Source organism: Pseudarthrobacter enclensis, from assembly GCF_030811655.1.
Taxonomy (GTDB): Bacteria; Actinomycetota; Actinomycetes; order Actinomycetales; family Micrococcaceae; genus Arthrobacter; species Arthrobacter enclensis_A.
In genome coordinates this window covers 65,218-83,704 of record NZ_JAUSRE010000004.1, presented here as the reverse complement: position 1 = coordinate 83,704, position 18,487 = coordinate 65,218, and the positions used below count along the sequence as shown (strand labels likewise).

The following is an 18,487-nucleotide window of genomic DNA, read 5'->3' as shown; positions in this document are numbered from 1 at the left end:
CCGCGCAGCGGTGGACTGCCCTGCAGGTGCTGGTCAGCAACAAACTACTGCCCCGGAGCCGGGGGGAAAGGAGAAGCACCATGGGTCTGCTGGACAAGGTTGAACGTGGCATTGAAAAGGCCGTCCGCGGCGTCTTCTCCACCGGTTCCAAAGCCCAGGTTGAACCTGTGGAAATCGCCAGCCGGCTCCGCCGGGAGGTGGACCACAAGGCCCTCACAGTAGCGGCCGGGCGCACCCTGGTACCCAACGTCTTCGATGTCCAACTCAGTGATGACGACTTCGGCCGGGCCCAGGAATGGGGCACTCCCCTGGCCGAGGAACTCTGCGATGTGGTGATCAACCATGTGCGCAGCCAGGGCTACATCCTCCAGGGCCCGGTGCGGATCTCCTTCCGCCGGGATGCTGGGCTTCGCGCCGGGGATTTTGAGATTGCCTCCACCACCGAGAAGTCCCAGGGAGGGGCCGCCCCGCAGCCCAGGCCGAACGTCCCCGCAGCTCCCAGCAGGCAGCCTGTCAGGCTCCAGCCCGTGCTGGACATCGATGGCCAGCGCTATTCGTTGAACGCCCCCTCCATCATCCTGGGCCGGTCATCCGACGCAGACATCCACATCGAGGACACTGGCGTATCCCGGCGCCACCTTGAGATCCGTACGGCGAACGGCCTTACCAGCGCAGTGGACCTCGGCTCCACCAACGGCAGCTACGTCAACGGCCAGAAAGTCTCCGGAAGCACGGAACTCACCGACGGCTCCACCATCACGATGGGACGGACAAAGATCATTTTCCGCCTGCTTCCTGCCAGCCCGGGTGGCCACGCATGAGCGACCTGACCATCACCGCGCTGCGGTTCGGCTTCCTGCTGCTCCTCTGGGTGCTCATTTTCAGCATCGTCTCCGCCATGCGCCGGGACCTGATGCTGGGCCGGAAGGCCGCGGCCGGCGCACCCACGGCCCGGCAGATCCGGCGGAACCCGGAACTTGCCGAGGCACCGCCGCAGCCGGTGAAGCAGCAGGCGCGGCAACTGGTGGTAGTTGAAGGTCCGCTCAAAGGCAGGACCGTGCCGCTGGCAGCCAGTCCCATCCTGCTGGGCCGCGCCCAGGAAGCCACACTGGTCCTGGAGGATGACTACGCGTCCGGCCGCCACGCCAGGCTTTTCCCGCAGGGCAGCCGCTGGTTTATCGAAGACCTTGGCTCCACCAACGGGACCTACCTCGGTGACCAGCAACTTACCCGTGCCCTGCCGGTCGAGCCAGGGGTACCCGTGAGAATCGGCAAGACGGTCATTGAATTGAGGCCGTAACCGTGGCCGTGCCTGAAAACCCCGCAACCGGCTCCAGTCCGGCTGAGCGGCCCCTTATCATGCGCTTCGCGGCGCGCTCCGACGTCGGCCGGATCCGTTCGAAAAATGACGATTCCGCCTACGCGGGCCGCCATCTCGCTGTTGTGGCGGACGGCATGGGCGGGCATGCCGGCGGTGACGTTGCCTCGGCCGCAACCGTCCTGGACATGATCCACCTGGACAGTCCCGACCACGGGGACGAGGCCGGGACAGTCCTCGCCGACGAAATCCAGACGGCAAACTCGCTGCTGTCCGAACTGGTGCACATCAACCCCAAACTGGCGGGCATGGGGACCACCGTTACCGCGCTCCTGCTTGCAGGCGGCAAACTGCACTTCGCACATATTGGCGACTCTCGTGCCTACCGCCTCCGTGACGGCGAATTCAAGCAGATCAGCGTGGACCATACCTTCGTCCAACGCCTGATCGACGAAGGCAGGCTGCGCCCCGAGGAAGCCGAAACCCACCCGCACAAGAACGTCCTCATGCGGGTCCTCGGCGATGTGGACGCCAGCCCTGAGCTCGACCTGGACACCCTTGACGCCCGGCCCGGGGACCGCTGGCTGCTGTGCTCCGACGGGCTCAACTACGTGGCCGGGCATGCCGTGGAGCGGACGGTCCGGGAGACGCATAACCTGCACGAATGCGCGGAAACCCTGGTTGAACTGACGCTGGAGGCGGGGTCACCGGACAACGTCACCGTGGTCGTGGTGGACATCGTGGAAGAAACGCCCGACGACGTCAGCACTGCCGCCGTCGACGTCGTCCGCCCGCTCCAGGGCGGCAAACCCGCTGCCGCGTCAAGTGCGGCCGCGGCGGCCTCCGCCACCACTCCCGCCAGTCCCACCGGGGATAAAGAGACCGCCGGCACTGCGGCGGATGGCAGCGGCGCCGCGGCGAAGGCCGGTACCACCGGGAACGACCAGGACGCTGAAGCGGACACCAGCGACGGCCAAGCAACGGAATCCGGCAGCACGGACCCCAATCTGGGGGAACATCTTTCTGCTGAGGTACTTCGGGAAGAACTCGCCTCCCGTCCGCATGAACTGGTCGGGGCGGCTGCGGCCGCCGCCGAATCCGGATCAATCCCCACCGTGGCCGGCCGTACCGTGGCCCGGCGCGCCGCTACCCTTCTGACCCATAAGGCTGAACCTGCCGGCGACGGTGAGGACAACCTCGTGCCGCTGCGGCCCCGCCGCTGGGTTGCGTGGTCCGTTGCGGCGGCCGTGGTGGTTGTGGTGGCGGTTGGTCTCTGGCTCGGCTACGCCTGGACACAGACCCGCTACTACGTGGGCGAGTTCGATTCCCGCGTGGCCATTTTCAACGGCGTATCCCAAAGGCTTGGGCCCATCCAGCTGTCCTCCCTGGAAGCCGTGACTGATATCCGCATGGACTCCCTGCCGCCCTTCTCGCAGCAGCGGGTCCGCCAGACGGTTCCGGCCAATGACCTCTACGACGCCCAGCGGATCGTGAAGAACCTCGAACTCACGGGAACCACGTCACCGGAGGAGGAGTGCCCCAAGCCATCGGGTTCAGCCACTCCCTCCGCACCAACCCCCAGCGCACCTCCTGCCAGCGCCGCTCCTCCGCCGGCCCCGAATGCCTCCGCACCTCCGGCACCTTCGCCCTCTCCCACCCCCACCATCACCTGCGAGGCGGCCAAATGAGCCAGGTAAGCACTATGCCCAAGCCTCGCCGCAACGTCGAGCTGGCGCTGCTGTTGCTGGCCCTGGTGGTGGGCATCGGCGCCAACATGCTGGTGGGCGTGGACCAGGAAAAGGCGTTCGACTCCGACTTCTGGTTCCAGTCCAGCCTCTTGGCCATCGCCGCCTTGGCGTTCCACGCCGTACTGCGCTTCCGTGCTAAATATGCAGATCCGGTAATACTTCCAATCGCAGTCGCCTTGAACGGGCTGGGCCTGGCGATGATCCACCGCCTGGACCCTCCCGGCGGCGACACGGGGAACAACCAACTGCGCTGGACCCTTCTCGCGATGGCGGTCTCCATCGCAGTCGTGTTCTTCCTTAAAGACCACCGCATCCTGCGGCGGTTCACCTTCATCTCCCTTGCAGCCTCCGCTCTGTTGCTGATCATGCCGCTCGTGCCGGGGATCGGAGCCGGCGAAATCCTCGGTGCGCAAGTGTGGATCAAGGTTGGGTCCATGACGTTCCAGCCGGGTGAAGTGGCAAAAATTACCCTGGCTATATTCTTTGCCGGTTATCTTTCATCGAACCGGGACCTCATCCTGCTCGCGGGACGCAAGATCGGACCCATGCAGTTTCCACGGTTCAAGGACATGGGCCCGATGATCACCGCATGGCTGGTCAGCATTGGCGTGCTGGTCTTCCAGCGGGACCTCGGGTCGTCGCTGCTGTTCTTCGGGCTATTCATCGTCATGATCTATGTGGCCACGAGCCGGATCAGTTGGGTGGTGATCGGCGTGGCCCTGATCATTGGGGGCGGCTTCGTGGCGGCACAGGTGTTCTCCCACGTGCAGCAGCGCATCTACGGATGGCTCAACGCCTTCTCACCCGACGTCTACGAGAACGGCAGCCGGCAGGTGATTGAGGGGCTGTTCGGCATGGCCAACGGTGGACTGGTGGGGACCGGCCTTGCCCAGGGTCGGCCCGACCTGGTTCCCTTCGCCAACAGTGACATGATCATCGCCTCCCTTGGCGAGGAACTGGGCCTGATCGGCCTGTTCGCCATCGTCCTGCTGTACCTGATGTTCTTCACCCGGGGCTTCCGCGCAGCGCTGGGCACGCGCGACTCGTTCGGCAAGCTGCTCGCCTGCGGCCTGTCCTTCGCGGTTGCCCTTCAATGCTTCGTCGTGATCGGTGGCGTGACCCGGCTCATTCCGCTAACCGGTCTGACAACACCTTTCCTTGCAGCCGGCGGATCATCACTGCTGGCCAACTGGATCATCGTGGGTCTGCTGCTGATGATTTCCCATGCCGCGCGCGGCCCGGTGGACACCACACCACTTCCGCCGGCAGGAACAGCTGCGGCAACAGGAATTGATACTCCAACTGAGGCGGTGAAGCAGGCATGAACCAGGCGATACGTCATTCTTGGGTCGCCGCCGTTGCGATGTTTGCGCTGATCTTCGGCGCCATCAGCTACGTACAGGTGGTGGGTGCTGACGATCTCAAGACCAACCCGCTGAACCAGCGTGCCATCCTGCAGAACTACTGCAATGACCGTGGTGCCATTATTGTGGGCGGCACCCCTGTGGCCGAGTCGGTGGACACCGGATCCGAGACCTGTAAGTTCCAGCGCACCTACGCCCAGCCTGAACTGTACGCGGGGATCACCGGATACTTTTCGAAGAACTACGGAGCCACCGGCCTGGAACAGGCCATGGGCGCCGAACTGGCGGGCAACTCCGACCAGCTCTTCCTTGACCGGGTGGGCCAGCTCTTCCTGGGCAACCAGCCCAAGGGCGCATCGGTGGAACTCACCATTGACCCGCAGATCCAGCAACTCGCCTACAGCCTGATTCCGGACGGACAGCGTGGATCGATCGTGGTGAGCAATCCCAAGACCGGTGCCATCCTGGCCATGGCCTCCAAGCCGTCCTATAACCCCAACCTTGTGGCCACACAGGACCCTGCGGCCGAGGGTGCCAACATGAACGAGCTGGTCAAGGTTCCGGGCATCAACCTGAACCAGAACGTCAGCGGTCCCACGGGCGAGCTCCTCGCTCCCGGATCTGTCTTCAAGCTTGTGGACACCGCAGCCGCCCTGGCCTCCGGGAAGTACAACAAGGACAGCGTCCTGCCCAACCCCGCCGAAATGCCCTTCGACGGCATCCAGTACAAGCTGCCTAACTATGCCGGCGGCAACTGCTACACCCGCGACACTGCCAGCTTCGCCTTCGCCCTGCAGCAGTCCTGCAACACCCCGTTCGCCAGCATCGCGCTGGACCTTGGCCGCAACGCCATTGCGGACCAGGCCAAGAAGTTTGGCTTCGGCGAGGATGTCGGGGACCAGCTGAAGCTCGGCCATGCGCTGGGCAACGGCTTCCCGGACAACCTGGACAAACCAGGCCTTGCCCAGTCGGCAATCGGCCAGAAGGACGTCCGCGTCACGCCCCTGCAGGTCAACATGATGACGTCGGCCATCGCCAATGGCGGGGCACAGATGGCGCCCACCCTGGTCAAGACACTGAGGTCCCCGGACCTGCGGGTGATCGACGAGCCCAAGCCGGCGCAGCTGAGGACGTCCACCACTCCCGACATCGCCAAGCAGATCACTGAATGGATGACCAGCGTGGTCACCGATGGCATCGCCAAGTCCGCAGCAGTCCCCGGCGTCCAGGTGGCTGGCAAGACCGGCACCGCCGAACTGGGCAATGGCCTGAACAACTCGTGGTTCACCGGGTTCGCCCCCGCGGACAACCCCAAGGTCAGTGTCACGATCGTCATGGAAGGCGTAGACATCTACGCGGGCGCAAAGCTAACCAGTCCTAACGCGAAGAAGATTTTTGAGGCGGTGTTGAATAAGTGAGGCCTACAACGGGAATCACCCTCGGCGGCAGATTCCAGCTGACTACGCGGATCGCGATCGGCGGCATGGGGGAAGTCTGGAAGGCCAAAGACCTCGTCCTGGGCCGCATCGTCGCCATCAAGGTGCTGAAGGAGGAATACACGGGTGACCCCGGCTTCCTCCAGCGTTTCCGTGCCGAAGCCCGCCACACCGCCCTCCTGAACCATGTGGGGATCGCCAACGTCTTCGATTACGGCGAAGAAGAGGGCTCGGCGTACCTGGTCATGGAACTGGTCCCGGGCCAGCCGCTGAGCAGCATCATCGAGCACGAACAGGTCCTGTCGCCGGACCGGACACTCTCGATCATCGCCCAGACCGCGCGCGCGCTGGCAGTCGCCCACGCCCAGGGCCTTGTCCACCGCGACGTCAAGCCGGGCAACCTCCTCATCACCCCCGACGGCCGTGTCAAAGTCACAGACTTCGGCATCGCCCGCCTGGCCGACCAGGTGCCGCTCACGCAGACCGGACAGGTCATGGGTACAGCGCAGTACCTGGCTCCTGAGCAGGCGACCGGCCAGACGGCCACCGGCTCTTCGGACATCTACTCACTGGGCGTCATCGGATACGAATGCCTCAGCGGCCACCGGCCGTTCTCCGGTGAGTCGCAGATTGCCATCGCACTGGCCCAGGTGAACGACGCACCGCCTCCGCTTTCAGAAACCCTGCCTGCTCCTGTGCGCGCGCTCCTGATGTCGATGCTGGCCAAGGACCCCAAGGACCGTCCTGCCAATGCCATCAAGTTGGCCGAAGCTGCTGAAGCCATCCGCAACGGCGATATCAGCGCAGCACGTGCCGCTGTGCCCGGCATGCTTCTTTTCGACGCCGACACCGGTCCCATCACTGCCCCTGTTGACACCGCCACCGCCCCCACCGGTGTCATTGGCACCCACCGGGATTCATCCACCGCCACCTCCGCCCTGCCGGTGCTCGGGGCAGGTGCGGCCGGCGCTGCCGCCGCAATGGCTGCCGGTGCCCATGGTGCGACTGCCGATGGTGCGGAGCGTGCGCCGGGACCACTTGCCCGGGCCAACGCATTGGCTGCCGAGCGGAACTGGGACCAAGAGGAGGAGACGTACGACGACGAGCCCTCCGATGAGCCCCGCCGCAAGGGCCGCAGCCCCTGGACATGGCCCCTGATCGCCCTGATCCTGCTGCTCCTGTTTGCGCTCGTGGGTTTCCTCCTGAACCAGGCAGGCCTCTTTTCGCCTGCCGGCAACCCCACGACAAGCGCCACGGCCAGCAGCACGCCCACGGCGTCGGCCACCCCCACCCCGACCACTCCGTCCGCTACGCCTACCCAAACGCGGAACACCCCTACTCCCACGCCCACGCCGACGCCCACACAGGCCACGGTGAACGTGATTCCAGCCGCGTACCTGGGCAAGGACTACCGCCAGGTGCAGTCGACCCTGGCGGGCATGGGGCTTCAGGTAACGGTCCTCCCACAGGAGAGCACCTCCGCCGCCCCGGGAACCGTGCTTGAGTTGAACCCGACCGGAACGGTGCCCAAGGGATCCTTGATCACTGTTGTCTACGCCACCGCCCCGGCTCCTGCCCCCACCACGGCGGCACCGACGGCTGCCCCAACCTCCTCGTCCCCGGTAGCGGGGCCCACGCCCATCTCGCCCCTGCCAACCTGCGCGGCCGGCCAGACGCCTGGGACGCCTCCGACCTGCGCACCGTAAACATCGGGATCACCAGTGAATGAGTCACCACGCACTCCGTTGCACCGGGAGGACAGCCTTCCGGTGGACAACCGGCGTGTCCTGAGCGGCCGCTACGAGCTGGGCAACCTCATTGGCCGCGGCGGCATGGCGGACGTCTACAAGGGCACCGATACCCGCCTTGGCAGGACCGTTGCCATCAAGCTGCTGCGGCCGGACATGGCCCGGGACCCACAGTTCCAGGCCCGGTTCAAGCGTGAAGCCCAGGCGGTGGCAGCCCTGAACCACCCGTCCATCGTGGCCATCTTCGACACCGGCGAGCATCTGGTCCATGAGGGCAGCGGCGAGGACGTGCGGGTGCCCTACATCGTGATGGAATACGTTGAAGGCAAGACGCTGCGCGATCTGATTCGTGCCAATGATGTCACCATCGACCAGGCCATTGACTACTGCCTGGGCGTACTCGGAGCCCTTGAGTACAGCCACAAGGCAGGGATTGTGCACCGGGACATCAAACCTGCCAACGTGATGTACTGCCAGGGCGCCAATTCGGTGAAGGTCATGGACTTCGGCATCGCCCGCGCCATCGCCGATTCCTCCGCCACCATGACCCAGACGCAGGCAGTGGTGGGAACGGCGCAGTACCTTTCACCGGAACAGGCCCGGGGCGAAACCGTGGACGCCCGCAGCGACCTGTATTCTGCTGCATGCCTGCTCTACGAAATGCTGACTTCGCGGCCACCGTTCGTCGGGGACAGCCCGGTATCCGTGGCCTACCAGCACGTCCGGGAAATTCCAGAGCCGGCCAGCAGCCTCAATCCACAGGTGACACCTGCGCTGGACACCGTGCTGGCCAAGGCCCTGCAGAAAAACCGGGACGACAGGTTCCAGGATGCCGCAGCTTTCCGCCGGGCCCTCCGCGCCGCCAAGGCCGGCGTGGCCCTACCGCCCGTCCCGGCTTCCGAGGCGCCCACAGATCCCAACGACCATGTCCCCGAGGCTGCGCCGCCCACCGAGGCTTTCGGGGCGGCGGGGGCAGGTTTCGCCGATGAGGCGCCCACAGGTCGCCTCGCTGCCACCAGCCTTTTCCATGACGACGGCGTCCCGGCGGCTCCGCTGGAGCTGGCAGACGGGCACGGAGCTGACGATGAACTCCCGCTCGGCTTCCCCCAGGAACGCGAGCGGACCACCCATCAGAAGTCACGGCGTCGTGCCTGGATTGCCACCTTGGTGATCTTCACCCTGCTGATCCTCGCCGGCGGTGGCTTGTGGCTCTACCAGACGGTCAACCGTCCCGTTCCGGCTGCGCCCAAGATCCAGATCCCGTCGGTGGCTGCCATGACCGAAACCGCGGCGCTGCAGGAACTGTATAACGCGGGCCTCCGCCCCAAAATCGCTCGGTCGTCAAACGACACCGTGCCTAAGGGAACCGCCATCGGGACGGACCCCGCAGCCGGGGCGTCCCTGGATCCGGGTGCTGAAGTTGTCCTCAACGTCTCCCAGGGGCCCAGCTCAGTGAAGGTTCCGGATGTCCTCCCCGGCAAGACGGAGGCGGCTGCCCGGGACATCCTGCGCCAGGTGGGCCTGGTGGGATCACCGTCCACCACCACCGCCAACAGTGCCACGGTACCGGCCGGAATAGTGATCACCTCCAACCCGGCCCCGGGTCAAAGCGTTGGCGTTGGCAGCAGCGTGGAGCTCATCGTTTCCACCGGCAAAGTCGTGGTCCCGGAACTGCGGGGCCTTGGCCGTGACGAGGCCGAGGCTGCCTTGAAGCAGCTGGGCCTGGTCCCTTCGGTGGTTGAGGCGGAGAACTCGCAGGTGGAGCCGGGGAAAGTCACGGACCAGAGCGACCCCGCCAATGCGGCGGTTGACCAGGGAAAGACGATCACGATCGTGGTGGCGAAGGCACCGGCGCCCACACCCTCCCCCACGGACACCCCGACGCCGTCATCCAGCCCGACGCCGAAGCCCACCAGGAAGGGCTGACAGCCTGTGCCCGGGCTGGTCCCGGCTAGTGCTGGATCAGCGGGCTGAGCTTCGCTGCCCTGGCGGCCGCGCCCTTCATTCCCAGCGACTCCAGCCAGTTCCCGAGCATCTGGTACCCCCCTTCGGTGAGGACCGATTCGGGATGGAACTGCACTCCGCACAGCGGGGCAGTCCTGTGCTGCAGACCCATGACGACGCCAGAAGCCGTTTGCGCAGTGATCTCCAGGACATCAGGGATGGATTCCCGGACGGCCGCGAGCGAGTGGTAGCGGGTAGCTGTGACGGGGGAGGGGAGCCCGGCGAAAACACTGGTGCCGACGTGCTCCACCTGGGATGTCTTGCCGTGCATGAGCTCAGGGGCGTGGGTTACCTTCCCGCCGAAGGCCTCCGCCAGAGCCTGGTGGCCCAGGCACACGCCGAACATGGGAACGCTGTTCTCACCGCACCACTTGATCAGCTCGATGCAGACCCCCGCCTCAGCAGGATTGCCCGGGCCGGGAGAGATCAGGACGCCGTCCCGGGTGCTGGCAAGCTCAATTGCCTCTGCCAGCGTCACGTCGTCATTGCGGACCACGGTGGTCTCGGCGCCGAGTTCCTGGAGATAGCCCACCAGGGTGTAGACAAAGCTGTCGTAGTTATCCACTACAAGGATCTTGGTTGCGGTCATGGCTGGTCTGTAGAACCAATCGTCGAGTCGGTGAATTGGGTGAAGTGGGACATCCAGGGGAAAAGGAACTGGACCATCAGTACCAGGGCAATGAACACCAGTACCAGCGAGATGGAGATCCTGACCCAGAGCGGTCCGGGGAGGTGGCGGAATATCCAGGCGTACACTGTCAGCTCCTTCCGGTGGCGGCCGCAACCTGCGCGGCGATCTCAGCCGGCGGTCCCGCCGCTGCAGGGCGCCAGCTGTCCAGCAGGGCGTAGGCGATGATGCGTTCTTCCGCGCCGAAACGGGGGTTGCAGCTGGTCATGGTCAGGTAGCTTTCGGTGGGCGCGACGCCGGGCTGGGTGGGTACCGGATCCAGGACGTCGGTGCGGGAGGGCATGACGATCTGGTTGTTCCGGAAGACGTAGATGTAGTAACCGTCCTTCGTCTGGACGTAGATCTTGTCACCGGGCACCAGGGTGTGGATATTGTCCAGCACCGCGCCGTGGGTTTGGCGGTGTCCCGCAACGGCAAAGTTGCCAATGGCCCCCGGCATTGCCGTATTGCTGTAGTGGCCGATTCCCAGGGTGTCCAGGACGTCCTGGCTGGTTCCCTGCACGATGGGGCGGGTGTAGGTGGCACCGAACCGGGGAATATACATGATGCCGATGGTTCCCGCGTGGCCGGGAGCGGTTCCCACGACGGGCTTGCCGAAATCTTCAGGGGCAGGCGAACCGGGATGGGCTGTTGCGGTAGGAGCCGGGGCCGGGGTCCCCAGGTCCTGGGCAAATTGCTTGATGACCTGGCTCTGCTTGGCATCTGATTCCACATTGGTCCACCACAACTGCCAGGCTACGAAGAGCAGGAGGATGATGCCTGCGGTAATCAACAGCTCGCCCAGCACCTGCACCGTGCCGCGCAGCAGGGCACGACGAGGGGCGGGCCCGGTGGCGGCCCCCGCCTTCTCCTGCAATACCACGCGTTCTCCTCCGGGCGTTCACCCTGGGCACTGGTTGCCCATCAACTGCGGCTAGAATTGGCTGCTAGTAAGAATCCAGATTTGACCAAGATCGCGCAGACCGCTGGCAATTTCCTTCTTGCAGGATACCAAGCCGCGGACGCCGAGCTTGCCCAGCCCGCCAAGGAGAGCCAGTGCCCGAGTCAAGGCCTCGCAAGAAGACTGCCCCCAGCGCCCAGCCGGCTTCCCAGCAGGCCTACAAGCCCAATCCAGTGTGGTTCAAGCCGGTGATGTTCGGCCTCATGATTATCGGCCTGTTTTGGATCATTACGTTTTACATCAGCGAGGGCCGCTTTCCCGTCCAGGCCTGGCAGTCGTGGAACATCGTGGCAGGCTTCGGCATTGCCATCGTTGGGTTCCTGATGACCACCCGCTGGCGTTCCTAGCACGCCCCGGGACCCTACCGAGGAGGACTGCACTGGCTCCCGATGCAACCGGCGTGATCATCGGCGAGGACGGGCTTGCCCGGCCTGCCTGGGCCGCCGCGGATCCCCTCATGCGCACGTATTACGACCGGGAATGGGGGCTGCCCGTCACGGATGAGCAGGGCCTCTACGAACGGATTTGCCTGGAAGGCTTCCAGGCGGGCCTCTCCTGGGCCACCATCCTGCGCAAGCGTCCTGCGTTCCGTGCAGCCTTTGCCGGCTTCGATCCGGACGTTGTCGCCTTGTTCGGCACCGCAGACGTGGAACGGTTGATGCAGGACCCCGGCATTATCAGGAACCGTTTGAAAATTCTTGCAACGGTAAAGAATGCGCAGGCCACCGTTGAGCTCCGCAAGGACGGCGGCCTGGTCGACTTCGTATGGAGTTTCCGCCCCTCCAGCACCCCCAGGCCGACGGAGGTCACGGATATCCCCACGCAGTCGGCGGAGTCCGTTGCCCTCTCCAAGGCGCTGCGGAAGCGCGGTTTCTCCTTTGTTGGACCCACCACCATGTTCGCCCTGATGGAGGCTGTGGGCATGGTGGACACCCACCTCCTGGGCAGCCACCGCCGGGGCTCATCGGGGATTTGGCCCGGCTAGCCCACCGGCCGCCAGCCTGCGACCTTACAGTTATCCCCAGCTGTTGGGAAGGTTATCCACAATGTGGAAAACCATAAGGTTCTGCTACGCGAAGCCCTGCCCATCCCCATATTGCAGCTTCCTGAGGCTAAACCCACCCCACACATGCCGTTATTAACACTGTGGAACACCTGTGGATAACGGCTGCACGCCTGCGGAAGGGCGGCAGGTCGCGCAGGCTATGGCCGGTCCCGCCTGACGGGGTGGTGGCTGGTGATGGATACCCGGTTGAACGCATTCATAGTCACGGCCACCCAGCTCACGGCCGAGAACTCTTCGGCCGAAAGGCACTCCCGAGCGAAGGCTTCTGCATGCTCACGCACGCGCTGGTCCGGCAATTCGGTGATGCTCTCCGCCAGCGCCAGGGCAGCGCGCTCTTTGTCGGTGAACAGCGTGGTCTCGCGCCACGCGGGCAGTACCGCCAACCGCTGGGCACTTTCCCCCGCCTCCCCGGCCCGCCGCACGTGGAGGTCCAGGCAGTAAGCGCAGCCGTTGATTTGCGAGATCCGCACGTTGAGCAGTTCCAGCAGCCCCCGCCCCAACCCGGCTTCTTCGGCAGCTTCCTGCACTTTGAGTCCCAACCCGCTGATCGACTTCCACAGGGCCGGATGCTGTTTGTCCAGGTACAGGTGTTCGGTCACGCCCACGGGTGTCCTTTGTCGGTTAGAACGGCTCTGGCACGCAACCATCATAGGCAGGATGGACCCGGCCCGGACGCGGGTCTTATCCACTTACCAACATGGCAATACCCACAAGTTATCCACAGCTGTGGGAAACCGCGTGGAAATCCTTCCGGAAAACCGCCCCATCCCTACTGCGGTGGGATAAACGTGCCCTTGAACTACACCCCTGTCACTTATTAACAATGTGCAAAACTCTGTCGATAACCCTACGGCGAGCCGTGGTTTCCTGTTGCAGCGGGCCGGCGCGGGCCTGCTTGTCCACAACGCTGGCTTGGACGTGCCGCTTATCCACTTACACACAGTGATATCCCCAATAGATATCCACAGGTGTGGAGAAATGCCCCTGACACCGGAACGGGACCATCGACAACGCCAGCGTACCGGGCATTATCACCGGAACTACAGCTGTGTAAGTTACGCACACTGTGGATAAGGGGTGTGGAAAAGCAGGCTGCCCCCACACCCGAAGGTGAAGGGGCAGCTGACGTTCGGAGAACGGGAGAGGGCTAAAGCGTCACCCTGAGCCAGCTCGCGGCAATGAGCAGTGCAAGGACGGCGGCCAGGCCGAGCGCCTGGATGAGCGGCTGCCGGGGGCCACGCGGCGTGTAGGCGATGACGGCTGCACACAGGCCGCCGGTGACCAGTCCACCAAGGTGCGCCTGCCAGGCGATCTGTGGGACCAGGAAGCCGATGACCCCGTTGATGGCGATCAGCACCCACAACTGGCGGGTGTCGCCACCGCGCTGCCGCTGCACCAGCAGCATGGCGCCGAAGAGGCCGAAGATCGCCCCGGACGCCCCCACCACCCCGAAGAGTTGCTGGCCGGGGACATAGAGCGGGGTCAGCAGGAGATACCCCACGGACCCCCCCAGGGCGGAGATAAGGAACAGCGCCAGGAACCGCACGCGGCCCAGGATCGGTTCCAGGGCCTGGCCGAAGATCCACAGCGTGTACATGTTGAGCAGAATATGGAGCAGGTTGTCCGGGGAGTGCAGGAATGCCGAGGTGAGCATCCGCCACGGTTCGAACTCGCCGTACTTGGGTTCTGCGTAGATGTTGGCGAAGGCCAGGGTCTGGTAGACACCCTCATTGGGAATGATGAACTGCAGGACCTGGAGTACCGCGCAGACCGCAATGATTGCGAACGTCACCAAAGGTTTCCCGCTGGCAACGGCACCGCCGTAGACGGTCCGCACCTCCGGCGTCGTACGTTTTGTTTCGTTGACGCAGTCAACGCATTGGAATCCGACGGCGGCCGCCCGCTGGCAGTCGGGGCATGCCGGGCGCCCGCAGCGCTGGCAACGCACGTAGGACGGCCGGTCCGGGTGCCGCGGGCAAACCGGGACCTGGGCGGACGGCTCGGCCGACGGAATTCCGTAACTCATGGTGGAGCGTTACAGCTGTTCGATGTCGATGCTGTTGATGATGACGTCCTCAACGGGGCGGTCGCCCATGCCGGTGCGGACGCCTTCGATGGCGTCGACTACCTTCTTGGATTCCTCGTCAGCCACTTCACCGAAGATGGTGTGCTTGCCCTGGAGCCAGTCCGTGGGAATGGTGGTGATGAAGAACTGTGAACCGTTGGTGCCCTTGCCCATCTGGATGCCGGCGTTGGCCATGGCCAGCTTGTAGGGCTGGTTGAAGCTCAGTTCCGGGTGGATCTCATCGTCGAAGCGGTAGCCGGGGCCGCCGGTTCCACGGCCCAGGGGATCGCCGGCCTGGATCATGAAGTCCTTGATGATGCGGTGGAAGATGGTTCCGTTGTAGAGCGGTGTGCCGGCTTTGTCCTCGCCGGTTTCCGGGTGGGTCCACGCCTGCTCGCCGGTGGCGAGCCCGATGAAGTTCTTGACCGTCTTGGGCGCGTGGTTGCCGAAGAGGTTGACCTTGATGTCGCCGAGGCTGGTGTGGATGGTTGCTTTTGCGGTTGCGATGGCAGTCATAGGCCCCATTCTCCCATGCCGGTCCGGGCCGGCCACGGCTGCGGAGGCAGTTCCGCGTTGGGTGAAATCCCCCTAAAATCCGCAGAGTGAATAGCCCGCGAAGATCTGGGCACGTAGGCTAGCGACAGAACCGTCACATTAATCGGGAGGTAGTTGTGAAGAAATCGGATCGTATTGCCCGGGACCTTGAGCAGTCGGTGACCAGTGCCGTGGTAAACGCGAAGGATTGGGCGGCGCCGCGGGTGGAAGCCGCTGTGGACTGGGCTGTTCCCCGCCTCCAGCAGAGCCTGGATACTGCATCTCCCAAGATCCAGGAAGGCCTGAAGTCGGCAGCGCATAACCTGGCTGACGGTGTTGCCACGGTAACTCCGCGGATCCAGGACGGGCTGGCACACTTGGCACCCAAGATCAACGACGTCGTCGAAGGCGCCTCGCCCAAGCTGCACGAAGCCCTGGACAAGGCAACGCCTGTTGTCCTGAATGCCCGCGACCGCGTAGTGGTGGAGTACCTTCCCCGCCTCTCGGACCAGATCGGAGTGGCTTCAGAGGCAGTTCACCGCACGCTGGAAAACACGCCGTCCCGGGTGGACGCGATGGCGCAGAAGCTGGGCGATGCGGGCATCATCCAAGCCATCCAGGAACAGGCGCAGGCAACGGGAACGCAGCTGAAGGCTGCCGCCGCCGGAGCAAGCCGCGCGGTGGACGTACAGCTGGCGCAGCCGGAGCCCAAAAAGAAGCGCGGCTGGCTGGTGTTCGGCGTCGTGGCAGCTGCCGTTGCCGCGGGTGTTGCAGCATGGAAGGCATCCAAGCCGGTGGAGGACCCCTGGAAGACTCCTTCCCCCGTGACGCCGACTCCGGCCCCCGTTCCTGCCACCACGGTGAGCGATGTCAAAGACACCGCCGCAGAGGCCGCCGACAAAGCTGCAGCTGCAACGGGTTCTGCTGCGGGTGCCGCAGCAGACAAAGCCGGTGACGCTGCGGAGAGCGCAAAGGACAAGTCCGCGGACGCCGCTGAGAAGGCCAAGCACGTGGCCGAGGACGCCAAGGCCGCTACCAAGGAGGACAACGGCGGCAGCCAGGCCTAGTCTTCCCGCCACACAGGAAAGGGGCTCCGCTTGACAGCGGGGCCCCTTTCCTGTGCCTGTGTTCGGGCCGCGGGCAGGAAACTCCCGGATGCTAGATTTGAAGTGATGCCAGCCAACCGATCCTCTGGGGATTTTCGTGAATGACGCAGCCGTACAGCTCCGCGTGTCCATCGTCATCCCGGCGTACAACGAGGAGAGCGTCATCAGGCAGTGCCTGATTGCCGCCATTTACCAGAGTGTTCCTGCGCACGAGATCATCGTGGTGGACAACCTTTCCAAAGACCGGACCGCTGAGATTGTCCGCCAGATGCAGCTTGAGTATCCGGAGAGTCCCATTATCCTGCTGAGCCAGGACCGTGAGCAGGGGCTGATTCCCACCCGGAACTTTGGCCTGGACAGCGCCACCGGGGACATCCTGGGGCGCATTGACGCGGACTCCATTGTCGAACCCGACTGGGTGGAGCAGGTGCAAAAGGCTTTCGCGGACCCGTCCGTCCAGGCTGCCACCGGCCCCGTGGTTTACTACGACATGCCCATGCGCCGCTTCGGGCTCAAGGCGGATGACAAAATGCGCCAGCTCATGCTGAAGCTTGCCAAGCACCAGTACCATTTCCTGTTCGGCTCAAACATGGCCCTGCGTGCCACCGCCTGGGAGACCATCCGCCCGGAGACCTGCCGGGACGAAAAGGACGAAATGCACGAGGATATCGATTTGTCCCTGCACCTGGCTGACCATGAGCTTCCCGTACGCTACTGGCCGCAGATGGTGTCCGGCATGTCCGCGCGCCGCCTGGAGGATTCACCGCGGGACTACCGCTACTACGTCACCCGCTTCGACCGGACCTACAAGGCGCACAACGTCAAGAAGATGGCGCTCAAGGCCCCCATGGTGGTCTTCTTCTCGGTGTACTTCCCCGCCAAGCTCCTCAGGGCCATTCACACCGTCAACACCGCCCAGCCAGTGCGCCGCGGCGGTCAGTAGCCCTCAGGTCGATCAGTAGGCCTCAGTCGGTTCCCAGTTCCGCGAGGCGTTCCGACGGCGGTTCCTCCTGGGGCGCACTTGCGCGCCTTCCGTTCCTGCCGGTTCTTTGGCCCAGGACGACGACGGCCAGCCCCGCCAAAATGAGGCCGAGTCCCGCATAAGTGCCTGCCGGCAGGGTCTCGTGCAGGAAGAGCGCCGCCAGCAGCGCTGCCCCCGGGATCTCAAGGAGGATGATCATGGAAACGATCAGCGGGCTCATGGTGGCAAGCAGGTGGTTGAAGGCGGTATGGCCCACCAATTGGGCGCAGACGGTGATGGCTGCGATGCCAAGCCACCCTGCCGGCTCGAACCCGGATAAGGGCTGGCCCGCGCAGAGGGCCAGCACAGCCACAAGGGCGGCGCACATCCCATAGCAAAGCGTCGTGTAGGTTCCGGTGGTCATGCTCTGCCGGGCTTTGCCTCCGGCCAGGGTGTACAGGCCTGCAAGCGCCCCTCCGGCCATCGCCAGCAGATCGCCCGTGACGGCCCGGGGGGAGGTCCCCAGATCAAAGCCCGTAATCGCCACCACTCCGCCGAAGGCAATTCCCAGCCCGGCCAGTACCTGCCACCGGTGGCGGGTGCCGCGGAACAGCTGGAACACGGCGATCCACGCTGACTGCAAGCACACCAGGGCGGTGGCGGCGGCTACCGAGGTGAGCTGGAGTGAGGTGATGAAGCAGGCAAAGTGCAGGGCAAGGGCGACTGCTGCCAGGGACGACCAGCGGAATTCCCTGCCGGTTACCCTGCCGAACTGCCGCGGCTCGCGGACCAGGGTGGGTGTGGCCATGACAGCGGCACCGATGGCGTTGCGCCAGAAGGCGATGGCAAGGGCGCTGACGCTGGTTGCGCCCAGGGTGGCTGCGATGAGGGGCCCTGAGGAGGCCACGCCCAGGACGCCCAGGGCCGCGAAGAAGAAGTTCACTGCAGCCCCCTTGATGCTGGTTACGCGTGGCGATGGAAAGCGAAAAGTCCCGGTCTGCGTTTCCGCTGACCGGGACTTTCTTATGGTGGAGGCACGGGGACTCGAACCCCGAACCCCCTGCTTGCAAAGCAGGTGCGCTACCAATTGCGCCATGCCCCCATAAGAAGCAACCCGTCCATCATACCCTAGAACCTGAGGGCTTCTGACCGCCCCCGGCGCGGGTGTCCAGCCTAGTCCACCGTATCGGTTGACTTGCTCCAGACCGTCTTCCGGGCTTCGGATTCCTGTGCTTTGCGATAGACCAAGATACCCGCGATTGCCGCTGCCAATACAAGCAACTTTTTCACGTGCTCCCCGTTCCGGCCGCGTACGGACGAATCCGAACCCAACCTCCGTTTGAAACCTGCACAGGTTCCGTGGGCGTACCAGGACTTGAACCTGGGACCTCTTCGTTATCAGCGAAGCGCTCTAACCGCCTGAGCTATACGCCCCGATCCCTCATCGGGCCGAGACATGACTTTACAGCACACCCCGGCCCGATCTCAAATCGGGCCTTTCCGCCGGCG

General features: G+C 64.4%; 19 protein-coding genes and 2 tRNA genes. 11 read left to right on the top strand and 10 right to left on the bottom strand.

All coding sequences use genetic code 11. The features are described 5' to 3' along the window. The first annotated feature begins 80 nt into the window (after window positions 1-80). Genes J2X98_RS05160 through pknB form a run of 7 tightly spaced genes read left to right on the top strand, consistent with a single transcriptional unit; the run spans window position 81 to window position 9,540 of the window. Window positions 81-821 (top strand): DUF3662 and FHA domain-containing protein, encoded by a 741-nt coding sequence (locus J2X98_RS05160; protein ID WP_307305072.1) that lies wholly within the window; start codon window positions 81-83, stop codon window positions 819-821. After that, window positions 818-1,300 carry an FHA domain-containing protein FhaB/FipA gene (locus J2X98_RS05155; RefSeq protein ID WP_141944774.1) on the top strand — a complete coding sequence of 161 codons (483 nt, stop codon included), beginning with the start codon at window positions 818-820 and terminating at the stop codon, window positions 1,298-1,300. Before J2X98_RS05160 ends, J2X98_RS05155 begins: the two co-directional genes overlap by 4 nt. Before the next feature lie 2 nt (window positions 1,301-1,302). Then, window positions 1,303-3,006: a PP2C family protein-serine/threonine phosphatase gene (locus tag J2X98_RS05150; RefSeq protein WP_307305067.1), complete on the top strand. Its 1,704-nt coding sequence runs from the start codon at window positions 1,303-1,305 to the stop codon at window positions 3,004-3,006. Further along, window positions 3,003-4,391 (top strand): FtsW/RodA/SpoVE family cell cycle protein, encoded by a 1,389-nt coding sequence (locus J2X98_RS05145; RefSeq protein ID WP_141944778.1) that lies wholly within the window; start codon window positions 3,003-3,005, stop codon window positions 4,389-4,391. The genes J2X98_RS05150 and J2X98_RS05145 overlap by 4 nt, the downstream gene beginning before the upstream one ends. Beyond that, window positions 4,388-5,848: a penicillin-binding protein 2 gene (locus J2X98_RS05140; protein WP_307305063.1), complete on the top strand. Its 1,461-nt coding sequence runs from the start codon at window positions 4,388-4,390 to the stop codon at window positions 5,846-5,848. Before J2X98_RS05145 ends, J2X98_RS05140 begins: the two co-directional genes overlap by 4 nt. Continuing rightward, entirely contained in the window at window positions 5,845-7,572 is a 1,728-nt protein-coding gene (locus J2X98_RS05135) for a protein kinase domain-containing protein (protein ID WP_307305060.1), read from the top strand. Before J2X98_RS05140 ends, J2X98_RS05135 begins: the two co-directional genes overlap by 4 nt. A gap of 15 nt (window positions 7,573-7,587) precedes the next feature. Further along, a complete protein-coding gene (gene pknB / locus J2X98_RS05130; RefSeq protein WP_174237554.1) occupies window positions 7,588-9,540 on the top strand; it encodes a Stk1 family PASTA domain-containing Ser/Thr kinase in 1,953 nt (650 codons plus the stop codon). A gap of 25 nt (window positions 9,541-9,565) precedes the next feature. Here the strand turns inward: pknB and J2X98_RS05125 are convergent, their stop codons facing one another. Genes J2X98_RS05125 through J2X98_RS05115 form a run of 3 tightly spaced genes read right to left on the bottom strand, consistent with a single transcriptional unit; the run spans window position 9,566 to window position 11,168 of the window. Continuing rightward, window positions 9,566-10,207: an aminodeoxychorismate/anthranilate synthase component II gene (locus J2X98_RS05125; RefSeq protein ID WP_141944784.1), complete on the bottom strand. Its 642-nt coding sequence runs from the start codon at window positions 10,205-10,207 to the stop codon at window positions 9,566-9,568. After that, a complete protein-coding gene (locus tag J2X98_RS05120; protein ID WP_174237555.1) occupies window positions 10,204-10,374 on the bottom strand; it encodes a hypothetical protein in 171 nt (56 codons plus the stop codon). The genes J2X98_RS05125 and J2X98_RS05120 overlap by 4 nt, the downstream gene beginning before the upstream one ends. A 2-nt stretch (window positions 10,375-10,376) precedes the next feature. Further along, complete coding sequence (locus tag J2X98_RS05115; protein WP_307305056.1) at window positions 10,377-11,168, bottom strand: class E sortase; 792 nt, start codon at window positions 11,166-11,168, stop codon at window positions 10,377-10,379. 173 nt (window positions 11,169-11,341) lie between these two features. Here J2X98_RS05115 and J2X98_RS05110 point away from each other — a divergent pair, with 173 nt between their 5' ends. Both J2X98_RS05110 and J2X98_RS05105 read left to right on the top strand, forming a co-directional pair. Then, window positions 11,342-11,593: a cell division protein CrgA gene (locus tag J2X98_RS05110; protein WP_141944788.1), complete on the top strand. Its 252-nt coding sequence runs from the start codon at window positions 11,342-11,344 to the stop codon at window positions 11,591-11,593. 53 nt (window positions 11,594-11,646) lie between these two features. Next, window positions 11,647-12,231: a DNA-3-methyladenine glycosylase I gene (locus J2X98_RS05105; RefSeq protein WP_373460832.1), complete on the top strand. Its 585-nt coding sequence runs from the start codon at window positions 11,647-11,649 to the stop codon at window positions 12,229-12,231. 218 nt (window positions 12,232-12,449) lie between these two features. Here the strand turns inward: J2X98_RS05105 and J2X98_RS05100 are convergent, their stop codons facing one another. From J2X98_RS05100 to J2X98_RS05090, 3 genes are all read right to left on the bottom strand, one after another. Next, window positions 12,450-12,917 (bottom strand): carboxymuconolactone decarboxylase family protein, encoded by a 468-nt coding sequence (locus J2X98_RS05100; protein WP_222116084.1) that lies wholly within the window; start codon window positions 12,915-12,917, stop codon window positions 12,450-12,452. A 542-nt stretch (window positions 12,918-13,459) separates the two neighbouring features. Next, window positions 13,460-14,338: a rhomboid family intramembrane serine protease gene (locus J2X98_RS05095; RefSeq protein WP_141944789.1), complete on the bottom strand. Its 879-nt coding sequence runs from the start codon at window positions 14,336-14,338 to the stop codon at window positions 13,460-13,462. Between the two features lie 9 nt (window positions 14,339-14,347). Beyond that, entirely contained in the window at window positions 14,348-14,893 is a 546-nt protein-coding gene (locus J2X98_RS05090) for a peptidylprolyl isomerase (protein ID WP_307305048.1), read from the bottom strand. 155 nt (window positions 14,894-15,048) lie between these two features. Here J2X98_RS05090 and J2X98_RS05085 point away from each other — a divergent pair, with 155 nt between their 5' ends. Then, window positions 15,049-15,978, top strand: coding sequence for a hypothetical protein (locus tag J2X98_RS05085; RefSeq protein ID WP_307305045.1), 930 nt, complete (start codon window positions 15,049-15,051; stop codon window positions 15,976-15,978). 136 nt (window positions 15,979-16,114) lie between these two features. Then, window positions 16,115-16,960 (top strand): glycosyltransferase, encoded by an 846-nt coding sequence (locus tag J2X98_RS05080; RefSeq protein WP_307305042.1) that lies wholly within the window; start codon window positions 16,115-16,117, stop codon window positions 16,958-16,960. A 22-nt stretch (window positions 16,961-16,982) separates the two neighbouring features. On the opposite strand, the gene J2X98_RS05075 is transcribed toward J2X98_RS05080, so the two are convergent. The 4 genes from J2X98_RS05075 to J2X98_RS05060 form a co-directional block, all read right to left on the bottom strand. Continuing rightward, a complete protein-coding gene (locus J2X98_RS05075) occupies window positions 16,983-17,921 on the bottom strand; it encodes a DMT family transporter (protein WP_307305039.1) in 939 nt (312 codons plus the stop codon). Between the two features lie 83 nt (window positions 17,922-18,004). Then, window positions 18,005-18,080: transfer RNA gene (locus J2X98_RS05070), tRNA-Ala, on the bottom strand. A gap of 71 nt (window positions 18,081-18,151) precedes the next feature. Then, complete coding sequence (locus J2X98_RS05065) at window positions 18,152-18,268, bottom strand: DLW-39 family protein (RefSeq protein ID WP_018769884.1); 117 nt, start codon at window positions 18,266-18,268, stop codon at window positions 18,152-18,154. A 70-nt stretch (window positions 18,269-18,338) separates the two neighbouring features. Next, window positions 18,339-18,412: transfer RNA gene (locus tag J2X98_RS05060), tRNA-Ile, on the bottom strand. Window positions 18,413-18,487 lie beyond the last annotated feature (75 nt).

Excerpts from the sequence above, each read along its gene's own strand:
- J2X98_RS05140 (WP_307305063.1), top strand. The coding sequence starts at position 4,388 with ATGAACCAGGCGATACGTCATTCTTGGGTCGCCGCCGTTGCGATGTTT.
- J2X98_RS05145 (WP_141944778.1), top strand. The coding sequence starts at position 3,003 with ATGAGCCAGGTAAGCACTATGCCCAAGCCTCGCCGCAACGTCGAGCTG.
- J2X98_RS05090 (WP_307305048.1), bottom strand. The coding sequence starts at position 14,893 with ATGACTGCCATCGCAACCGCAAAAGCAACCATCCACACCAGCCTCGGC.
- J2X98_RS05155 (WP_141944774.1), top strand. The coding sequence starts at position 818 with ATGAGCGACCTGACCATCACCGCGCTGCGGTTCGGCTTCCTGCTGCTC.
- J2X98_RS05125 (WP_141944784.1), bottom strand. The coding sequence starts at position 10,207 with ATGACCGCAACCAAGATCCTTGTAGTGGATAACTACGACAGCTTTGTC.
- J2X98_RS05095 (WP_141944789.1), bottom strand. The coding sequence starts at position 14,338 with ATGAGTTACGGAATTCCGTCGGCCGAGCCGTCCGCCCAGGTCCCGGTT.
- J2X98_RS05160 (WP_307305072.1), top strand. The coding sequence starts at position 81 with ATGGGTCTGCTGGACAAGGTTGAACGTGGCATTGAAAAGGCCGTCCGC.